This is a genomic window from Anaerotignum faecicola (genome assembly GCA_024460105.1).
GTDB lineage: Bacteria > Bacillota > Clostridia > Lachnospirales > Anaerotignaceae > JANFXS01.
On the sequence record JANFXS010000003.1, the window covers coordinates 122,005 to 141,727 of the forward strand.

Annotated in this window: 17 protein-coding genes; 2 read left to right on the forward strand and 15 right to left on the reverse strand. The window is 35.0% G+C overall.

The features are described from left to right. Positions 1-2 precede the first annotated feature (2 nt). From pyrF to NE664_05585, 3 genes are read right to left on the reverse strand one after another with little or no spacing between them, the layout of a single operon-like run. Positions 3-926 carry an orotidine-5'-phosphate decarboxylase gene (gene pyrF, locus NE664_05575; GenBank protein ID MCQ4726130.1) on the reverse strand — a complete coding sequence of 308 codons (924 nt, stop codon included), beginning with the start codon at positions 924-926 and terminating at the stop codon, positions 3-5. Beyond that, positions 916-2,214: a dihydroorotase gene (locus tag NE664_05580; GenBank protein MCQ4726131.1), complete on the reverse strand. Its 1,299-nt coding sequence runs from the start codon at positions 2,212-2,214 to the stop codon at positions 916-918. Before NE664_05580 ends, pyrF begins: the two co-directional genes overlap by 11 nt. Further along, positions 2,214-3,134, reverse strand: a complete 921-nt coding sequence (locus NE664_05585; GenBank protein MCQ4726132.1) for an aspartate carbamoyltransferase catalytic subunit — start codon at positions 3,132-3,134, stop codon at positions 2,214-2,216. Before NE664_05585 ends, NE664_05580 begins: the two co-directional genes overlap by 1 nt. Before the next feature lie 512 nt (positions 3,135-3,646). On the opposite strand from NE664_05585, the gene NE664_05590 reads away from it, so the two are divergent. Next, on the forward strand, positions 3,647-5,233 hold the full coding sequence (locus NE664_05590; protein ID MCQ4726133.1) for a peptide chain release factor 3: 1,587 nt from the start codon (positions 3,647-3,649) through the stop codon (positions 5,231-5,233). 3 nt (positions 5,234-5,236) lie between these two features. Then, positions 5,237-5,653 (forward strand): DUF523 domain-containing protein, encoded by a 417-nt coding sequence (locus NE664_05595; GenBank protein ID MCQ4726134.1) that lies wholly within the window; start codon positions 5,237-5,239, stop codon positions 5,651-5,653. A 68-nt stretch (positions 5,654-5,721) separates the two neighbouring features. Here NE664_05595 and NE664_05600 read toward each other — a convergent pair whose 3' ends face one another. From NE664_05600 to NE664_05655, 12 genes are all read right to left on the reverse strand, one after another. After that, a complete protein-coding gene (locus NE664_05600) occupies positions 5,722-6,315 on the reverse strand; it encodes a DedA family protein (protein MCQ4726135.1) in 594 nt (197 codons plus the stop codon). Between the two features lie 47 nt (positions 6,316-6,362). Beyond that, entirely contained in the window at positions 6,363-7,892 is a 1,530-nt protein-coding gene (locus tag NE664_05605) for a YifB family Mg chelatase-like AAA ATPase (GenBank protein MCQ4726136.1), read from the reverse strand. Between the two features lie 901 nt (positions 7,893-8,793). Continuing rightward, positions 8,794-9,210 (reverse strand): GtrA family protein, encoded by a 417-nt coding sequence (locus NE664_05610; GenBank protein MCQ4726137.1) that lies wholly within the window; start codon positions 9,208-9,210, stop codon positions 8,794-8,796. Positions 9,211-9,309: 99 nt separating this feature from the next. Then, a complete protein-coding gene (locus tag NE664_05615) occupies positions 9,310-9,879 on the reverse strand; it encodes a hypothetical protein (GenBank protein ID MCQ4726138.1) in 570 nt (189 codons plus the stop codon). A gap of 5 nt (positions 9,880-9,884) precedes the next feature. Then, the gene (locus tag NE664_05620; protein MCQ4726139.1) at positions 9,885-12,497 is read right to left on the reverse strand and encodes a glycosyltransferase; all 2,613 of its coding nucleotides are present in this window, start codon (positions 12,495-12,497) and stop codon (positions 9,885-9,887) included. Further along, positions 12,494-13,528, reverse strand: a complete 1,035-nt coding sequence (locus NE664_05625) for a glycosyltransferase family 4 protein (protein ID MCQ4726140.1) — start codon at positions 13,526-13,528, stop codon at positions 12,494-12,496. The genes NE664_05620 and NE664_05625 overlap by 4 nt, the downstream gene beginning before the upstream one ends. Continuing rightward, positions 13,525-14,514: a hypothetical protein gene (locus NE664_05630; GenBank protein ID MCQ4726141.1), complete on the reverse strand. Its 990-nt coding sequence runs from the start codon at positions 14,512-14,514 to the stop codon at positions 13,525-13,527. The genes NE664_05625 and NE664_05630 overlap by 4 nt, the downstream gene beginning before the upstream one ends. Further along, positions 14,511-16,325, reverse strand: coding sequence for a DUF4214 domain-containing protein (locus NE664_05635; protein MCQ4726142.1), 1,815 nt, complete (start codon positions 16,323-16,325; stop codon positions 14,511-14,513). The genes NE664_05630 and NE664_05635 overlap by 4 nt, the downstream gene beginning before the upstream one ends. A gap of 9 nt (positions 16,326-16,334) precedes the next feature. Further along, positions 16,335-17,084 (reverse strand): ABC transporter ATP-binding protein, encoded by a 750-nt coding sequence (locus NE664_05640; protein MCQ4726143.1) that lies wholly within the window; start codon positions 17,082-17,084, stop codon positions 16,335-16,337. A gap of 14 nt (positions 17,085-17,098) precedes the next feature. Then, positions 17,099-17,893 (reverse strand): ABC transporter permease, encoded by a 795-nt coding sequence (locus NE664_05645; GenBank protein ID MCQ4726144.1) that lies wholly within the window; start codon positions 17,891-17,893, stop codon positions 17,099-17,101. A gap of 17 nt (positions 17,894-17,910) precedes the next feature. Continuing rightward, positions 17,911-19,020, reverse strand: coding sequence for a DegT/DnrJ/EryC1/StrS family aminotransferase (locus tag NE664_05650; protein ID MCQ4726145.1), 1,110 nt, complete (start codon positions 19,018-19,020; stop codon positions 17,911-17,913). A gap of 10 nt (positions 19,021-19,030) precedes the next feature. Beyond that, positions 19,031-19,669 (reverse strand): acetyltransferase, encoded by a 639-nt coding sequence (locus tag NE664_05655; GenBank protein MCQ4726146.1) that lies wholly within the window; start codon positions 19,667-19,669, stop codon positions 19,031-19,033. Between the last annotated feature and the right edge of the window lie 54 nt (positions 19,670-19,723).

A 19,723-nucleotide genomic window follows, 5' to 3' on the forward strand; every position in this document is an offset into this window, starting at 1 on the left:
CATTATATACATCTCCTCAAATCTGCTTTCATATCATTAACAGCGTCCCTTGCGGCAAGCGCAAAATCTTTTTCACTGTATTTATTTTTATACTGTTCTTTCTGATGCGCCGCTATAATTCCTCTGGAACTGTTTACAATAGCCCCAAGTCCGTCTTTGTCAAAACAAACGGCAAGATCTTCGGCTTTTCCTCCCTGAGCCCCGTATCCCGGCACAAGGAAAAAGGTATCCGGCATAAGCTTTCTGAGCTTCTCGGCCTGCTCCCTGTGTGTAGCTCCAACTACCGCGCCAACGGAAGAATAACCGTATTTTCCTACAAGTTCCTTTCCCCATTCGCTTGTAAGCTCTCCGACTTTTTGATAAAGCGTTTTCCCGCCGACGTCAAGATCCTGAAGCTGTCCGCTGTTTGGATTTGACGTTTTAACAAGTACAAACATACCTTTATCATAGTTTCTGCAGTTTTCCATATATGGTTCTATTGAATCCCAGCCGAGATATGGGTTAAGAGTTATAAAATCTTCGTGATAAATTTCAAACTCGTTTCCTTCAATATTTATTCTGCCAATATGGCCGTCTGAATACGCTTCTGCCGTTGAAGCAATATCCCCTCTTTTCACATCGCCTATTACAATAAGCCCTTTTGACTTTGCATACTCTATTGTCCTTATATAGCTGTCAAATCCTTCAGGCCCGAGCATTTCATACATAGCTACCTGAGGTTTCACTGCCGGTACGAGATCAAATGTTTTATCAATTATTTCTTTATTGAACATATAAAAGCTTTCAGCCACAGCTTTAGGAGTTTTCCCGTACTTTTCAAGACATTCGTTTTTTATAAAGTCAGGAACATATGAAAGCCTTGGATCTAACCCAACAACCGTAGGATTTTCGGTTTCTTTTATTTTATCAATCAGCTTATCTATTATCATTAAAAAGTTCCCCTTCCAATACTTTTATATCTCCTCCGACCAATGTATAAAGTATCCTGCCTTTTGCCTTAAATCCGTTAAACGGCGTGTTTTTACCTTTTGACGCAAATTTTGAAGAATCGATTTCAAACTCCTCGTCGGGATCCAAAATTGTAATATCCGCGTCTTTTCCTACTTCAATCGAGCCTTTATCAATACCCAGCAGTTTTGCCGGATTAATTGTCATCTTTTCAATAAGTTTGTCAAGCGTAATATATCCGCCTTCAACAAGAACTTTATTTCCGAGGCAAAATGCCGTTTCAAGGCCCACTATTCCAAACGCGGCTTTCTCATATTCACAGTTTTTCTCGTCAATACCGTGCGGAGCATGATCTGTCGCTATAATTTTTACTGTATCGTCTTTTAACGCTTCCCTCAAAGCTTCAACATCTTCAATGCTTCTGAGCGGCGGGTTCATTTTAGTATTTGCATCATAATCAGTTACATCTGCATCAGATAATGTAAAATGATGTGGGCATACTTCCGCGCTTACTTCCTGTCCACGCCTTTGCGCATCCCTTATAAGCTCAATGCCGCCTTTTGTGCTGACATGGCAAAGGTGCAGTTTAGCGCCTGTGCTTTTGGAAAGAATAATATCACGCGCAATAATTACGTCTTCGCTGTCGTTTGAAATGCCTTTAAGCCCTAAAAGTTGGCTTTGGATACCTGCATTCATAACGCCTCCGCCAACAAGGCTGTTGTCTTCACAATGGCTTAAAACAGGTATATTAAACATCTTTGAGTAATTCATTGCGGTTTTAAGAAGCCCGCTGTTGAGAACGCTTTTTCCGTCCTCGCTTATAGCGCATGCCCCGGCGTTTGCCATTTTGCCTATATTTGCAAGTTCCTCTCCTTTTTGGCCCTTTGTAATGGCCCCTATGGGAAGAACATTACATTCTGCTTCTCTAGCGGCTTTAAGTTTAATATATTCAACCATTATTTCGCTGTCAATAACAGGGTTGGTGTTAGGCATACAACATATCGTTGTGAATCCTCCCTTAACGGCCGCCCTGCTTCCTGACGCAATCGTTTCTTTGTATTCAAAACCGGGTTCTCTTAGATGCACATGAACATCGATAAATCCCGGAGCCACAACCTTTCCTTCGGCATTTATAACTTTATCGGCCGGCTCTTCAATATTTTTTTCGATTTTAGCAATAATTTTGCCGTCAATTAATATGTCGCAGATTTCATTTTTATTTGTAGCAGGATTAATCAGCTTTCCTTTTTTAATGAGGGTTTTCATCAGCTTTTACCTCCGTTCGCTAAAAGTTTGAGTATGGCCATTCTAACTGCCACCCCGTTTTTAACCTGTATATTTATAACCGAGTTTCCACTGTCGACTACATCCGTCGAAAATTCAACGCCTCTGTTTACGGGACCCGGGTGCATAATCAGCACGTCCTTTTTAGCATGCTTTATTATTTCGCTGTTTATTCCAAAAAGCTCCCTATATTCTTCAATTCCCGGAAAACTTATAGTTTTCTGCCTTTCAAACTGTATCCTTAGCCCCATAACTACGTCTGCATCTTTTACCGCTTCTTTTATATTTGAGGTAGCTTTAACGCCAAGCTTGCTTAATCCTCCAAGAAGGGTTGACGGACCGGCAAGCATAACCTCAGCCCCAAGCTTGCTCAGCCCAAACACATTGCTTCTTGCTACACGGCTATGCGAAATATCGCCTATTATAGCAACCTTAAGCCCCTCAAAATCCTTTTTATAGTCCCTTATTGTAAATAAATCCAACAAAGCCTGGGTCGGATGTTCATTGCTTCCGTCGCCGGCGTTTATAACATGCGCGTTGACATTTCGGGCAAGAACATGCGGCGCGCCTGTTAAAGAATTCCTCATTATCATAACATCAACGCCCATTTGATCAATGGTTTTGCCCGTATCAATGAGACTTTCACCCTTATTGACACTGCTTGTCGAAATACCCAGATCCTGAACTGTCGCCCCAAGGTATTTGCCGGCCAAAGCAAACGATGTTTTTGTCCTTGTGCTGTTTTCATAAAATAATGTAACAACACTTGTGTGTTCAAGTTCGTTTACCCTAAGCTCAGGATTATTGATGCGTTCCTTCATCACTTTAGCTAAGTCGAGGATCTCAATAATTTCTTCCCTGCTCATGTCCCGCAGGCCCAAAACATCTTTCCTGTTTAACATTTTCTCATCCTTTCCGGCAAATGCCAATATATTGAAATTGCTTTTTACAAAAGAAAAGGCAATAAAAAGGGTATCTTTTTATTGCCAACGCCAATATTTAAACCAATAGGAAAACCGCTTTTAAAAATGCATAAACTAAAATTGCCGAAAAAGCAAACACTAAGGCTGTTAATCTTGATAGAACTAATTTTAACAGCTGTTAAATGCATCATAAAAGGTATCCTCCTGTTATATTTGTACAACAAAGTTTAAATTATTTGTTTACATTGACAAATATTCTAGCACATTATTAGTAATTATGTCAATAGAAATATGATTTAAAATGCTAAATAAAAATATACGGATTGGGGTATAAAAAAACCGTCTGCAACTTAAACGATTTTAGTTTAATTTTACATAATTTATATAACATTTTCAATATATATAAATCTAAAAGTTGCAATTTATTTATTATCTTAATATAATATATGTTAGCTAAAATTTAGGAAACTTATATACGAAAGGATATTTATATGTCACTTGATAATTTGGAAGCCATAAATAAAAGAAGGATATTCGGAATAATCTCCCATCCAGACGCCGGAAAAACAACATTAACAGAAAAACTTCTTCTCCACGGCGGAGCCATTAGGGAAGCAGGTACAGTTAAAGCAAGGCGCAATTCAAAGTTTGCTACAAGCGACTGGATGGAAATAGAAAAACAGCGCGGTATTTCCGTTACTTCTTCGGTTATGCAGTTTGAATATGAAGGTAAAATCGTTTCAATTATGGATACGCCGGGACATAATGATTTCGGCGAGGACACATACAGAATTTTAACGTCTGTCGACAGCGCAGTTATGGTCATTGATGCGGCTAAAGGTGTTGAAACTCAAACGAAAAAACTTTTCAAGGTGTGCAGTCTCAGAGGCATACCAATATTCACCTTTATAAATAAACTTGACAGACAGGCAAAAGAGCCGTTGGAAATACTTGAAGATTTAGAAGAAGCGTTAGGCCTTCCTTCCGTCAGCGTTACATGGCCTATAGGCAGCGGCCTTACATTTGAAGGCGTTTATGACAGGCTTAAAAACAGCGTTTATATATACCGTACCGATTACGAAATAAAGCTTGGTGAAAACGGCGTTTTCGGTCCCGAACTTGAAGGCGTTATTTCACAGGCAAACCTTGACATACTGAGAAATGAAATCGAACTTATCGACGGGGCGGGAAATGAATTTGATATGAACCTGATACTTAAAGGTAAGCTGTCACCGGTATTTTTCGGAACTGCGCTTGCCGATTTTGGCGTTACTCAGTTCCTTAACCATTTTCTTGAAATGAGCCCGGCTCCCGGAAACAGAAAAACAACTACGGGAGAAGTTGAACCTACAGACGATTTTTTCAGCGGTTTTATATTTAAAATACAAGCTAATATGAACCCTGCCCACCGTGACAGACTCGCTTTTATGCGTATCTGTTCAGGAACATTTGAACGCGGTATGAACGTTACGCTTTCGCGGACAGGCAAACAAATAAAGCTCAGCCAAAGCACAATGCTTATGGCAAACGAACGAGAAACGGTAGATCATGCAATTGCCGGAGATATAATCGGCGTCTATGATTCAGGCAACTATCAAATAGGCGATACTTTAACAACCTCCAAAGAAAAGCTGTTCTTTGAGCCGCTTCCAACATTCCCTCCTGAACTTTTCAGGCGCGTCCGTCCGGTCAATTCCCTTAAAGCAAAACAATTTCAAAAAGGGATTGAACAGCTTGCCCAGGAAGGTGCAATACAAGTTTATACAAATGAATATAATGAAGTAGTTCTCGGCGCCGTAGGAGAACTTCAATTTGAAGTTTTTGAGTACAGGCTTAAAAACGAGTATAACTGTGATATAAGGATGGATTATTTAGACTTCAGCGTTGTGCGCTGGGTTAAAGACAGTTCTGCCGACGCTTTAAAACAACTTGAAAACTCTCGCTGCATGCTTGTTTTCGACCATTTTATGCGTCCGCTCCTGTTATTTGCAAACCAATATACTTTGAATACTTTTATGGACAGAAATGAAAATATAAAGCTCGTTGAAGCTTTAGACATCGAAAGCGAGTTAAATTAAAATATGAATATAATAGTAAGCGCATGCCTGTTAGGCATAGGATGCCGTTATGACGGCAATATTAAAGAGTATCCGAATATAACTGCATTATCAAAAAAACACACGTTAATACCGGTCTGTCCAGAACAGCTTGGCGGACGGCCAACTCCAAGGATGCCTGTAGAAATACTGAACGGTAAAGTAATTGATAAAAATAATAATGATTTTACTGAAGAATTTGAGAAAGGCGCAAATGAAGCGCTTAAAATCGCCGCCTTAACAGGCTGTCATTTGGCCATACTAAAAAGCAAAAGCCCTTCCTGCGGCTATAAGAAAATATATGACGGTACTTTTTCCGGTACTCTTATTGAAGGAAATGGAATAACAGCCGAAGTTTTAATAAAAAACGGTATAAATGTTAAAAATGAAACTGAAGTATAATAATTTTATGTGCCGAAAATAGTATTAAAGCCATGTTTCACATTTTTAATGCGGACATGGCTTTTAAATTAACATTTTTTCCTTCTAAAGCATAGAAAAATTCCTACAAAAATAAATACTAAAATCAAAATTAAATTCTTGTTTTCTGAAAAAAACACAGAAACACTTTCCCAGTGTTCCCCCAGCGCAAACCCAACAGATACAAGCGCGGTATTCCAAATCATCGCTCCCATAACTGAAAACATAAAGAATCTAGGAAATCCCATTTTTGCCATTCCGGCCGGGAAAGAAATATATGTACGGACTATGGGCATAAGGCGGCCATAAAAAACAGACTCATTCCCCATTTTATCAAAATATCTCTCCGCTTTTTCGATTCCCAAATATACGGCTCCGTTTTTTTTAAACAGTTTCTCAATAATTCCACGCCCAAACCTTCCGAGAAAATAACAAAAACTGCATCCAACCCCTCCGCCTATTGTGCTTGAAATAATGGCTTTAAACAGAGAGAGCTTTCCAAGGTAAACAGAATATCCGATAAATGGCAAAAGAATTTCGCTTGAAATCGGAAAACATGCATATTCAAGCGCCGCCGCTAAAAAAATCCCTATATATCCTAATGAATTTATTATCCCAGAAAAATAATTTATAAAACCGGCCATACAGCATACCTCCTTATTTTTATGGTATGCTTAACGGCTTTTATAAATTACATCAGATATTTTCTGTCTAAATTTCTATATTGGATAACTTCGGCTATATGCTTTGCCGTTATGTATTCACTTCCCTCCAAATCCGCTATTGTCCTTGCCACTTTAAGTATCTTATGATATGACCTTGCACTTAATCCTAGTCTGTCAAAAGCAGATTTAAGCATAGCTTGTTCTTTCTTTCCAAGAACACAGTATTTATCTATTAAATTTGGGGGCAGCTGGCTGTTAAATTGTATATTGTCGTTTTTATATCTTTCGAGCTGAAGTTTGTGGGCTTTGACAACCCTTTCTTTAATTTCTTCCGAAGTTTCAGAGCTCCTTCCATCTTTAAGATCCTCATATTTAATTGCCGAAGCTTCAACCTGAATATCTATCCTGTCTAAAAGAGGTCCGCTTATTTTGCTTGTATATTTAGCTATTTCGTTTTGAGTACATCTGCATTTATCACCATCACCAAGATAGCCGCACGGGCATGGGTTCATTGCTGCAACAAGCATAAAATCTGCCGGGTATGTAACAGTACCATTAACGCGCGCTATAGTAACTTGCCCATCCTCCAACGGCTGGCGCATAACTTCTAATACATTGCGCGAAAATTCAGGCAGTTCATCTAAAAATAAAGCGCCTTTATCTGCAAGTGAAATTTCACCGGGCTTCGGGATTCTTCCTCCTCCGGTCAGCGCAGATGCAGAAACTGTATGATGCGGAGCCCTAAACGGACGTTTGTTTATAAGCATGTTTTTATTTTTCAACAGACCGCTGACACTGTAGATTTTAGTTATTTCAATACATTCATCAAATGTTAAATCAGGCATTATTGAAGGCAGACGTTTTGCCGCCATTGTCTTTCCCGATCCGGGAGGGCCTATAAGCAGGATGTTGTGCCTTCCCGCGGCGGCAATTTCCATTGCCCTCTTAACATTTTCCTGCCCTTTTATATCGGAAAAGTCAAGCATTTCTCCATTTGTTGAGTTAAATATATTTTCGACTTCAACCGTATATCGTTTAATCTCTTCTTTTCCGTTTAAGAAATCACATAAATGCCTTAATGACCTGACAGGATAAATTTCAGCATCTTTTATCAGCGCGGCTTCATCACGATTATCATACGGTACAATAAATTTTTTTATGCCATTTGTGTAAGAGCTGTAAACCATAGGCAAAACTCCATTTACTCCTCTCACACTTCCGTCAAGGGATAATTCGCCTGTAAACATATATTCTTTTGAAACTTCAAATGGCACAATTTGAAGACATGACAGTATTCCAACTGCAATCGGCAAATCAAAAGAAGGCCCCTCTTTTTTAATGTCGGCAGGGGCAAGATTTATGGTAATCCTTTTTGCCGGGAAAGGAAATCCGCTGTTTTTTATTGCGGAACGCACTCTTTCTTTAGATTCTTTTACAGCAGAATCCGGAAGGCCGACAATATCTATCATCGGAAGTCCGTTTCCGAGATCCACTTCCGCATCTATTAAGCAGCCGTCAATCCCGGATATTGAGCAGCTTATTATTTTTGAGAGCATATTAATCATCCTAAATAAATTAATTATAAATCATTATATCACAAACAGCAAATTTTGACAAACAATATTAAAAGTTTTATCAAATTTTTTAATAAAAATATTGTTTCGTACATATGAAAATATAGTATTATACAAAAGCAATTAAATATTAATTGACAATAATTATTAATAAATTGTTTACAAATTATCTATATAGCGTTAATAATTATTTGCTATATTATTATCTGTAAACAAGATACACAAACCCAAAAAAATTCATAATACCTTCCTTTTAAAAGCCGGGCTGACCACCCGGCTTTTACCCATAATAATAAAATTATATGATGTTAATAATTTATTTACAATTTTTCAATACAGAGTTAATAATTTAAACTTATACTAGATTTGTAAACAAGATACACAAACCCCAAAATAAAACTTCATAATACCATCCTTCTAGTAAAAAGCCGATTTAAAAAATCGGCTTTTTAACATCTTATTTCCATTATTTTTTGATACGCTCAGTATATAAAGGTCTATACGCTCCATATAGCAAATTTTTCTGTTTTTCGACGTTTCAAATACTTACCTGTGAATTCTCGAATTGTCCTTTGGAAAACGCTACGTGTCGCGACTCACACGTAGTTAGCGCCCTTGCCTCTGGGGTAAGTCTGCTCATTTCTGCTTCGATTAACAAAAAAATTCCATATATATAGTCAAATAGTTGAGGACGGCATTAGCAGTTTAATGGCAAGGAAAAAGCAAAGCTACGTCAAATGCTTTTGACGCCGCTATTAGGGCGCTAATGCCATCCTCAACCATATATACCGGTAAAATTAATTTTTAAATTAAGCTTTATAAATTAATTTCACATAATTTATTCTTGCCCCAGAAGATTATAAGCATCCCTAAGCGCCTTAAATCATTTGAATGCCCAAAATTTATTTAATATAAAATTCAAAGGAATCGTTACAGTTAATCCTATTATAGGAGCCAGCTTATTTGATATATTCATATATTCAACCATTATAAAAAGCATAGATGTACTCAAAGCAAATGTAAAACTATAGGAAACAAATGTTTTTAAAAATGTTTTTATTTCTCTTTTGCCCGTATCTGCAAATACGTATTTCCCGTTCCAATAGTATGAATTAATAATCCCCGCTACAAGTCCGACTGCATTGCCAATTAAATATAAATCATCACTAATAAATATAAATATATAATAAACCGCAAGTGAAATTAAAGTATTCAACGCTCCTACAATTCCAAATTTTATAAATTGAACAACTAATTTAAACAGATTTTCATTGTCATTTAAGCCTAATTTTTTCAGCATATTTTCCAAGCCCACGCTAATTTACATTTTTAACAACAAACTGCCCCATCAAATTCCAATGATATAATAATATATAATAAAGCATCTTTTTCTATATTATTATACAAATTCATGTTTATATTTATAAGCAAGATATATAAATATAAAAATTCCAACTATATTAAACAAAAATATAATTTTCTGTTCTCCAAACACCTTGCTCCAATTAGTTTTAAAGATATTCAAAATATTGTATTCATATGAAATACTGTCTGTAACAAAATCTAAATTTGTATTTGCAGAAAACCAGTACACATTTTGCTCGTCAACTAAGTCAAATACAATTTTAAATTCTTTTAAACCTTGGACGGCTTCAACCGCTTTTTTGTCAAAATTAAAAGGAATTACAGCCTTGTTTCCCTCCAATACAAGCGGCGTCCTCTCGTTTTCAAATAAAATATCATTTCCGTTTTCATCCTGTATGTGATATGAAAATTTAACATTTTCATTATAAAGATTCATATTATTAAATGTTACGGTAACATTACCAGATATTATATCTTGCGCCTGAATTTCTTTTATATCGGTTTCAATTACTGTATCGTGATAATCTTCAGCCAATACAGGGATAATAAGATTTAAACTTAAAACGACAGACAGAACAAATAATAAAACCAATTTTTTAATCATCGATCTCACCACTCTTTATCAAAAAGTATTTTATAGTACTGACCCGCTGCCTGTTTCCAATCCCAACTGAGAAGCGCAGAAGAAAATTTTTCCTGTCGGTTAAGATATTCTTTTTTATTATCAATAGCTTCGCTGATACATTCTGAAAGCGATAAATAGTCCGTAGGCTCAAAAAGTAATATCTGACTGTTTTCACCAGAAAAACCACAGCTTTTCATACGTTCTTCAACAACATCAATATTGCTAAGCACTAATGGAACTTTCATAAAAAGCGCTTCACATGCCTGCCACGGGAATCCGCCTTCAAATTTAGAAGTTACCGGAACTACCGAAGCATATTTATAAACACTGTAAAGCTCACTTTCAGAAATATTTCCTAAAGTAACAGTTCTATTATATAAATCAAAATTTTTAAGCAAATCATCAACTTCAGGCATGTCTTTTGGATTTCCGGTTAAAACAAGTTTAAGATCCGCATATTTGTTTTTAAGTTCATTAAACGCTCTTACTAAAGTCGATATGTTCTTGTAAGGCCTAACCTGAGTAGGATAAAAAAGGTATCTCCCGCTTATATTAAACAGTTCCCTGACTTTATCCTCAGGCATAATTTTATTTTCTATATTGTCAGGTATATTTACAGGAAGATATACATAATAAGCATCTTCAGGCTTTAAATTCCTGATATATTTTAGTATTTGATTTTCCATTACTATTTTGCAGTTAGATGAGAACTTTGCACCATTCCTAACTAAGTTTTCAGCCCTGTATAGTATGTCCAAATGCCGTGATTTATAAAGTTTATCTCTTTTTAAAAAATCATCATAATGTCTGGCAACGGCCATATCATGCGCAGGAACAAGTATCTTCTTTCCAGTAAAAACTACATTGTCAAGATAAACAATTAACGGCATAAAAATATCTGCTTTTGAAAATTCTCTTGCAACTAATGATAGATTATCTTTTACTTCATTAATATCTCCCATTTGCAATATATCCTTTTCGGAAACTTCAAATATATCCATGAAATTTTTTTCGTGTATTAACTTAATTTTTTTACAAAATTCACAATTATTCAAAATTTCAGAAAAGCAATTTTCCATTTCACTTTCATTAAAAGAATATGACCAAACTTCAATATCTACATTAAAATGCTTTACAAGGTTTTCACACAAAAAAGAAATAAATCTTGCAATTCCTTCTCTATGCAAACCCGGAACATGATATAAAAATCCAGCCCATATTCCTAAAGTTCTGTTATTATCATCTGTTTTACTTTGACCATTAAGGATATCGCTAACTTTATTAATAATATGTTCAGTCGTAGCAGGAACTGAACTTTCATTTATATTCATTTCGCACAAATATTCCGACAACGAGTCTAAGATACTATCTTTGAATTCTGCAATATTATGCTCTGAATCAGCAGACTTGCAAAAATCCAGCAATCTTCTTACATATTCCTCAACAGAGCATTTTTCTTTAACAAAAGTTCCTGCCGCTGCGCCTTTATCAAAGTATAAATTTAAATCGTTTTCCAGTACTTTTTTTAGTTCGTCTTTAACCATATCTTTATTGATTTTAATAACAACATTATCTGGCATCTCGCCATATATTCCGCTGTTAATCACGATAACAGGTTTTGAAAATGACATTTGCTCCAATAATGACAATGAGCAGACTTCCGAATTCGGATAACGCATGTTAATGCATATATCGGCATTACTAATTGCATATTCCATAACTTCTTGCGGCTGGTAACCCAATAAATGCAAACAACCTTTCAATTCATTCCTTGATAAATTTTCAAGTTTGTCTCCATATTCGCCGCCATACGAACCAATGACAATATAACAAAATTTGCTTCTGAGTTCAGGACTTTCGCATAAAATCTCTGTTACTTTATCAATGTTTTTAACAGGATGAACTATACCGGTTGTTACAATTATACTTTTAGAATCATTTCTCGCATTTTCTACTATACTGATAATTTTTTCATCAGTACAGACAGGACTTTTTTTCTGTTTGCAAGGCAAATATGAAACACCAACAGGACCAGAGAAATTATCTTTGATTTTATCCGCAAAAAAATAAGCGTGAGTGAAAACCCCTTTGGCGTTCTCCAACAACGGTTCAATTAACTTATACTCACCTAAATATTTATATGCAGATATTGGATAAGTTCCTGAGTCGTATGCTTCTTGACAAAGCTGTTCAGCTTTTTGTCCATAATATTTTTTAAACATCAATTTATATGGCTCAAATCCGCTTGAAGCATTTCCTCCAAATTCAGGAAAAAGATAATATTGCTCCCAAAATCCAGACATAGTCTGATCGTGTATTACAACATATCCGCTTTTTTTAGAAAGCAAATCATATACCTCTCTATGGTAACCGGCAAAATTCCCCATATTATAAAAAATATGGTCATACTTATCTAATCTTTTAATGTCTGTGCTGCTGTTAAATTGTATCACATTTACAGAAGTTTCAATCAAATCTTCCGTTTCAAAAGCCCATATGTCTATATCACATTCTTTTGAAAGCTCTTCACATATTTCCCGTCCTACCATTCCAATGGCGCTTTTATTTGAAAAAGGAGTAACCCATGCTATTTTCATAACAATAACCTCCGTATCGTTTCATCCCAGGTAATATTCCTGCTAACAATTTCATTTCTAGCAGCTTTTCCCATTTTTTCTGTATTTTTTCTTTCGTAATATAGTTTGTCCATTGCAGCGGCAACTGATATAGGTGTTGGCTCCACAAAATATCCGGTAACACCGTCTTCAATTAATTCAACTGTGCCACCTGAGTCATAACACGTTATAACCGGCTTAGATGAATAAAAGCTTTCCATAGAAACAAAACCATATGAGTCCTCTTTATATGCAAGATAAAGACATCCCAGACATTTTGACATTTTATTTATTTTTTCTTCATCTGAAACCCAGCGATTTTCCATTATTATCTTATCGCTAAGATTATTATCTTTGATAAATTTATTTAAAGAATTCAAATATTCCGGTTCATTGCATTGACCGTCAATTATTAATTTAATTTCGCTTTTAACATATTTCATAGCCTCGACTGCCAGATGTTGTCTTTTAAGACTTGTTATCCTGCTTGGATAATAAATAAAATCCCCATATTCTTCACAAAAATATTTTTCCCATTCTTTAAGTGGAGGCGGAAGAACAACTGAATTTAAATCGTTATATTTTTTAAGCCTGTTTGTTACTTCATAAGCATTTGTATATACCAAATATGAGTTGCTTATATATTTTGTATCACAAAATGTGATTATATCTTTTAGTGCAATTCCTATATTGTCATTTATGATACCATATTCTTTGTTATAAAGCTCATACACTTGACGAAATTGATGAAAAAACCACAACACTTTTTTACGATGAACAACATAAAATGCAGGAAATTTAAAAGCAATAACCCTGTCATAGTCGCTAAAATCTAACAGTCTTGACGCTAAAATCGTATTAATTAAAGGAAGTTTAAAGTCATCAGGAAAAGGTATCCTAAATAAAGTGACCTTATTTTCTCTTTTACACAATTCATTATATAAATCATCAACCAATATTTCAGCGCCACCCCTAACAAAAGGCGACATTGTATTTACAAGTGCAATTTTCATAATAAAATCAGCCTTTCAGCAAAAATCCCTAATTCATTTGGCCTGTATGCATTTTTATTTCGTTTTAAACCAAAAATTAATTTATCTGTTATTAAATTATACTCATTAATATCTACACATTTTCTGTTATCATAACTATTTAATAATTCAGCAGAGCCGCCACAGTCCTCCATGTAAATAATCGGAATACCGTTGCCCATTCCTTTTATTATTCCATTAGAAATTCTTCTCATTTTATAATCTGTAACAATATAAGCCAGAGAATTTTTATAGTCCTCTATTGACGCTTTAGAATATATAATTTTAATTTTATTCTCTAATCCATCTTCCAAAATCCATTTTTCAAATGTTTCTTTATAAACAATATCGGTATCAGGAATAAAAACTTTTAATTTAATATCTTTAAGCTTTGTCATTAATTGAATTAATAGTTCCGGCCTTTGGAACGGCAAAAGATTTGTTTCAGACATAATATATTTTTCACCTGTTAATTTTTCTATATTATTATTTTCATAATCTAATATAGGACAATATAACGTCTCGGCCTTTATCCCAATTCGTGCAGACAAATCTTCAGAGAGAATCTGGGAATTACACACAATTTTTTTTGCAGAAGAAAGAACTTCTGTATCAATTTTATGTATCGTATCTCTTATATTAAGATACTGGTTATTACATAAAATTCCAAATTCACTGTCCCAGTATTCCCAATAATGCGGCACAATATCAAACAGATAAGATATTTTATTATTATGTTCCAGCATACAAGCGGGATAACCAACAGTTATAAGCATATCACAGCTATGAACATCCAATAGCCTGTACGCAAGTATTTGATCAGGCAACGTAAGAAAATTTCTTGAAAATGGCAAAAGAAAGGTGTCCACTTCATGTTCCTTTTTAAGCTCATTTTCTAATGCTTTTACAAGCGCCCATTCTTCATAGCCTTCGCTTCCAATAACACTTCCAGCTATTAAAATTTTCATTTATGACCTCCTTGCTTTTTTGCTATTATACAATAGCCTTCATAACTGCATAATATATTCTGAGTTTTTTCCCCATTGCCCAATGGCGCGTAAAATTCTAAAACTATATCCGTAAATCCGCACAGTTCCAGCAATAACTTGTATGCATCAGGTGCGGGTAATTGAATATGCGAGGGATCTACTTTAATAGTGCCCAAACGAGAAAAACAATATGGATTAACAGTTTCCATAACAAAACAGCCATTTTTATCAATTTTTTTATAAATAAGAAAACAAAGATCAAACATTTCCTCAAAAGGAATATGTTCAACTACTTGAAACATTGTAACTCCAGATAAAGAATTGTCTTCTAATGTGCTGAGATAATTCTGCGCACTGTCTATTACTACATTATAATTAAGATCTATAGCTGTCTTTACACTCGCCGAATTATAATCTACACCAATCGCTTTCATATTTTTCTCAGCCATTATTTCTAAAAATTCACCCCTACCGCATCCAATATCTACAAATGGCTTTTCGCAACAATTTTTATATGCTTCTTCAATATATTTTATATACGGCTGAATACTATTTTTAACAGCTTCACGACTTCCTCTAAATAATTCTGCCATAAAATAATAATATTTATCTTTTTCAGAAAAAGCACTTATATCATTTTCATTCACATTTTCCATGGCTTTGTCTAAGTATGATTTTAAATCTAAGCTTCCGTTCGTAATCAGTCTGTCGGGGATTTTCCTATTAATATATTCTAAACTTGAAAAATTTACAGATAATTTATCAAGTTTTTCATGCAAGCTGGTTATATACTCAGCTTCTTTATCAAGCTTTTCATGTAAACTGATTATATACCCAGCTTCTTTATTAATTTTCTCTTCCAAAGTAATTCTATGCTCAATCTCATTGTCAATCTTTTTATACATATTAGCAATATTTTCAGTTTCAAATTTAATTTTTTCGTTTAAAGCAGAAATATTATTTGCCTGCTTATCAAATTTATCATGTAAATCATTTAATAAATCCTGTATTACTATCTTTAATTTAATTTCGTTATTATACAATTCATCATATAATAAATAGTATTTTTTATTTTCTAAATATAAACTATCAAGCCTTTTTATGATATCAATATTAACTCCCAAACTTTGGGCATTAGCGAATTTAAAAGTATTCTCCAACTCACCAATTCTATCATATACTTCACTAACTTGCCCGTAAATAGTAAATACCGAAAAAAAACGTCCAATAATTGGAACTTTCCTTATCTTGTTTTTATTTACATAACGCTTAAATTCGCTCCTATATTTTTCCAAATTAAGGATCTGTATTCTATTATTAAATTCAGGAGAACTTGCAATTATATACACTATAGCCCCTCTGCTAGCGCCGTTACGCATTGCAGCCATACATGACGCCATTCCTTCATCGTCGACATGCCTTCCAAGCATAACCTCATACATTTTCGCAATAAAATCAGCTTTATAATATCCAAAATAAGGTGTCAGATCCAGTGTATTTTCAATATTATTAATAGCCTCTTTTAACATACGATTTTTAGTTTTTATAATTCTATCTCCCAAAAACGGTATTTTTTTTAAGGTTTCTTTATTTTCAAACGCTATTTTTACAAGTTTTCCTTTTAATCCATGTTTTGTATTTAAAATATACCTTTCAGCATCGGAGGACGAAAGTCCCCTAATTTCAATATGCTTTTTTTGGAATTGTTCATGGCAATATATGTCGTCATTTAAATTATGATTGGCTAATAACTTATTTCTTATATATTTCTTGCTTAAATTATTTCCCATACTCTTCTCCTAAATTCCCATGGCTGTATTATAGGCGTTTATTACTTCTTCAACGTTACCGTCCATTTTAATCAATCCATGATCCATCCAAATTACCCTGTTGCACAATTCCCTTACTGCCGAAAAATCATGAGATACAAACACAAGTATTTTTGCGCTTTCAACAAGTCCGGTAATTCGATTTTTAGCTTTTTGGGCGAATTTTGCATCCCCGGCGCCAAAAACTTCGTCAAGTAAAAGTATATCTCCTTCAACCATTGTCGATATAGCAAACGCAAGCCTTACAATCATACCCGATGAATACGACTTCACAGGATAATCTATAAACTCCCCAAGTTCGGCAAAATTAATGATATCATTTGTTTTTTCCTGTATGCTTTTCGGCGTTTCCCCAAGCAAAAGTCCCCTATAAGCAATATTTTCACGCCCTGTTGCATCTATTTCAAAACCAACCGATAAATCAAACAGGCTTTGTATATTGCCGTTTACGGAAATTTCTCCTCCCGTAATGGGATATATTCCTGATAAAGCTTTTAACAAAGTGCTTTTACCCGCCCCATTATGCCCTATAACACCTATACGGTCGCCTACTTTTGCTTCAAAGCTTATTCCCCTTAAAGCATGTACATCGTGAAGAACTTTCTGAGGCTTTTGTAATTTTATAAGTTCAAATACAGTCTGCTTTAATGTCTTTCGGTTATAAACAGTAGACGGATAATCCAAATATACATCTTTAACAGACATACTGATTTCTTCCATAAATTCCTCCACAATTACAAATAATAAATCACAGATTTTTCATATTTCTTATTTACCGACCATGCCGCAATCAACAGCAGCAAAGAAACTCCGGCGCAGTATACATAACTCTCAGCGTTTGCAAAATACCCGTTTAAAAACGGTTCCCTTATTAACAGCAAAAAGTGTGTTATGGGATTTACAAGGAAGAAGGTATGCAGCAGATCATTGCTTAAAAACATTTCTTCTTTGAAAAATACAGGCGATAAGTACCATAAAAACTGCATTACCAAGCTCATTACATAAGGATAATCCCTATACCTAACATACAAATGGCTTGAAATAATTGATATAGACCAAGCGGCTACAAAATAAATTATTGAAGTTAAAGGGATTGAAACAACAGCAATAACAATATTTTGCGGATACACAAAAACAGTCCATATAATCAGTCCTAAAGAGGCTATAACAAAGTTTATAATAGAAACAAGCGCAGCCCTAATAGGATAAATTATAATAGGGTGTGAAAACTGCTTAATATAAGATTCGGCCTGCATAAACGAACCTCCGTTCCCTATAACCGCCGCTGAAATAATATCCCATACAAGTATACCGGAAAGAATATATGGGGCATACGTCTTTATGTCCTGCTTAAATATATAACTGAATACAAACGCTATTATAGCAGTAAGCAGGAGAGGCTGAAGTATAGTCCATAATAATCCGAGAACTGAACGCCTGAATTTAAATTTAACGTCCCATCTGACAAGATGAACCAAAAAATATCTTGCCTTGTACATTCTTTTTAAATATTCTTTAAAGTTTTCCATAAAAACATTCAATCCAATCACATTATAATACTTTTTAAAGTATCACAAATATATTTAATATCTTCCCTTGAAAGAAGGGCATGAGTCGGCAAATTTATTCCCCTGGACGCAACATATTCGCTCACAGGGCATCCAGCGTTTTTATCCTCATAAACGGGCATTATATGCATAGGATAAAATACCGGCCTTGTTTCAATTCCTTCTTCATCCATTTTTAACATAATATCATCTCTTGATATTTTTACATTTTCCTTTAAAAGTATAGAGAACATCCACCAAGCAGAATCAGCGCCCTTTGTAACATGCTGAAAATCAATATATTTTTCCATGCCTTTAAGTTCTTCAAAATAATACGACGCAACTTTTTTTCTTTCATTTATATGCTCATTAATATTTTCAAGCTGCCCTAATCCTATTGCGGCTGCGATATTCGTCATCCTGTAGTTATATCCTACTTCTGTAAACCAATATCTCCTGTTTGGATCTTGTCCCTGCCCTTTCAGCTGCCGCATATGTTTATCCAATTCATCGTCATTTGAAATAATCATACCGCCCTCCCCGCATGTGATTATTTTGTTTCCGAAAAAACTGAATATACCGGCGGTCCCAATGGTTCCGGCCTTTTTCCCGCGGTATTCTGCCCCGTGGCATTCTGCAGCGTCTTCAATTACAAATAATCCATGTTCTTCAGCAATTTCCATAATCGGATCCATATCGCATGGATTACCGTATAAGTGTACCGGTATAATGCCTTTTGTTTTGTCCGTTATCTTTCTTTTAATATCTTCCGGATCAATATTCCATGTGTCCCTTAAGCAGTCTGCGAATACCGGCGTTGCGCCGCAGTACTTTACGGCGTTTGCCGTTGCAATATATGTTAAAGACGGAACTATAACTTCGTCTCCAGGCCCAACTCCCAAGGCAATAAGAGGCACATGGAGCGCAACAGTTCCGTTGCAGCATGCTATTGCATGTTTTGCGCCTACAAAATTTGAAAATTCCTCTTCAAATTTATTTACATACTTTCCATTAGAAGATATCCAAGTTGTGTCAATACAATCAACTACATATTTTTTTTCATTTCCTGACAAATTTGGTACTGCTACCTGAATTTTTTTATTGCCCATAGCCTAACACTCACCTTTTATATTTTATAATTTTTGCCGGTACCCCAACAGCCGTACAGTAATCGTCCAAGTCTTTTGTTACTACAGCTCCGGCCCCTACAGAAACGCCGCTTCCGACTTTTTTCCCCGGAAGAACCTGGGCTCCGGTACCAATTTCAGTAATATCGCCTACAGTTACATATCCCAAAAGGTTTGAATTGGGATCAAGCGTAACATAATTTCCTATGATGTCATCATGAGATAAAACGCATGACATATTGCACAATAAAAAATCACCTATAACAACATCAGTGTTTATAACTGTTCCCGGACATACTATACATCCTTTGCCAAAAACAGTTTCATTGTTAACAACCGCTTTTTTTGATATTATATTCGGAAAAATGATGTTGTCTTTCTCTATAAATTTATCGGTAATTTTTTTTCTTAGTTCTGGGTTTCCAATTCCGCATGCAACATTAATTATGCCTTTATAATTTAATAACCATTCGTCGTTTCCAAGAACGGGATATTTCAATTTGCTATCTTCAACCGGTTCTGTAATATATCCCAAAATGTTCCATTCTTTTTCAATTTTATTGTTTTCTTCTATTATCCATGTCAATTCTCTTGCAAAACCACTGCCGCCAATAATAACTATATCTTCCATTTATTTTTATCCCCTTTACAAATCGGAATTGTCAAACATAATGAAATCAGTAAT

Bases quoted from the DNA above. Each gene is read 5' to 3' on its own strand.
- NE664_05580 (MCQ4726131.1), bottom strand. From the start codon at position 2,214: ATGAAAACCCTCATTAAAAAAGGAAAGCTGATTAATCCTGCTACAAAT.
- NE664_05585 (MCQ4726132.1), bottom strand. From the start codon at position 3,134: ATGTTAAACAGGAAAGATGTTTTGGGCCTGCGGGACATGAGCAGGGAA.
- NE664_05590 (MCQ4726133.1), top strand. From the start codon at position 3,647: ATGTCACTTGATAATTTGGAAGCCATAAATAAAAGAAGGATATTCGGA.
- NE664_05595 (MCQ4726134.1), top strand. From the start codon at position 5,237: ATGAATATAATAGTAAGCGCATGCCTGTTAGGCATAGGATGCCGTTAT.
- NE664_05600 (MCQ4726135.1), bottom strand. From the start codon at position 6,315: ATGGCCGGTTTTATAAATTATTTTTCTGGGATAATAAATTCATTAGGA.
- NE664_05605 (MCQ4726136.1), bottom strand. From the start codon at position 7,892: ATGCTCTCAAAAATAATAAGCTGCTCAATATCCGGGATTGACGGCTGC.
- NE664_05610 (MCQ4726137.1), bottom strand. From the start codon at position 9,210: ATGCTGAAAAAATTAGGCTTAAATGACAATGAAAATCTGTTTAAATTA.
- NE664_05615 (MCQ4726138.1), bottom strand. From the start codon at position 9,879: ATGATTAAAAAATTGGTTTTATTATTTGTTCTGTCTGTCGTTTTAAGT.
- NE664_05620 (MCQ4726139.1), bottom strand. From the start codon at position 12,497: ATGAAAATAGCATGGGTTACTCCTTTTTCAAATAAAAGCGCCATTGGA.
- NE664_05625 (MCQ4726140.1), bottom strand. From the start codon at position 13,528: ATGAAAATTGCACTTGTAAATACAATGTCGCCTTTTGTTAGGGGTGGC.
- NE664_05630 (MCQ4726141.1), bottom strand. From the start codon at position 14,514: ATGAAAATTTTAATAGCTGGAAGTGTTATTGGAAGCGAAGGCTATGAA.
- NE664_05635 (MCQ4726142.1), bottom strand. From the start codon at position 16,325: ATGGGAAATAATTTAAGCAAGAAATATATAAGAAATAAGTTATTAGCC.
- NE664_05640 (MCQ4726143.1), bottom strand. From the start codon at position 17,084: ATGGAAGAAATCAGTATGTCTGTTAAAGATGTATATTTGGATTATCCG.
- NE664_05645 (MCQ4726144.1), bottom strand. From the start codon at position 17,893: ATGGAAAACTTTAAAGAATATTTAAAAAGAATGTACAAGGCAAGATAT.
- NE664_05650 (MCQ4726145.1), bottom strand. From the start codon at position 19,020: ATGGGCAATAAAAAAATTCAGGTAGCAGTACCAAATTTGTCAGGAAAT.
- NE664_05655 (MCQ4726146.1), bottom strand. From the start codon at position 19,669: ATGGAAGATATAGTTATTATTGGCGGCAGTGGTTTTGCAAGAGAATTG.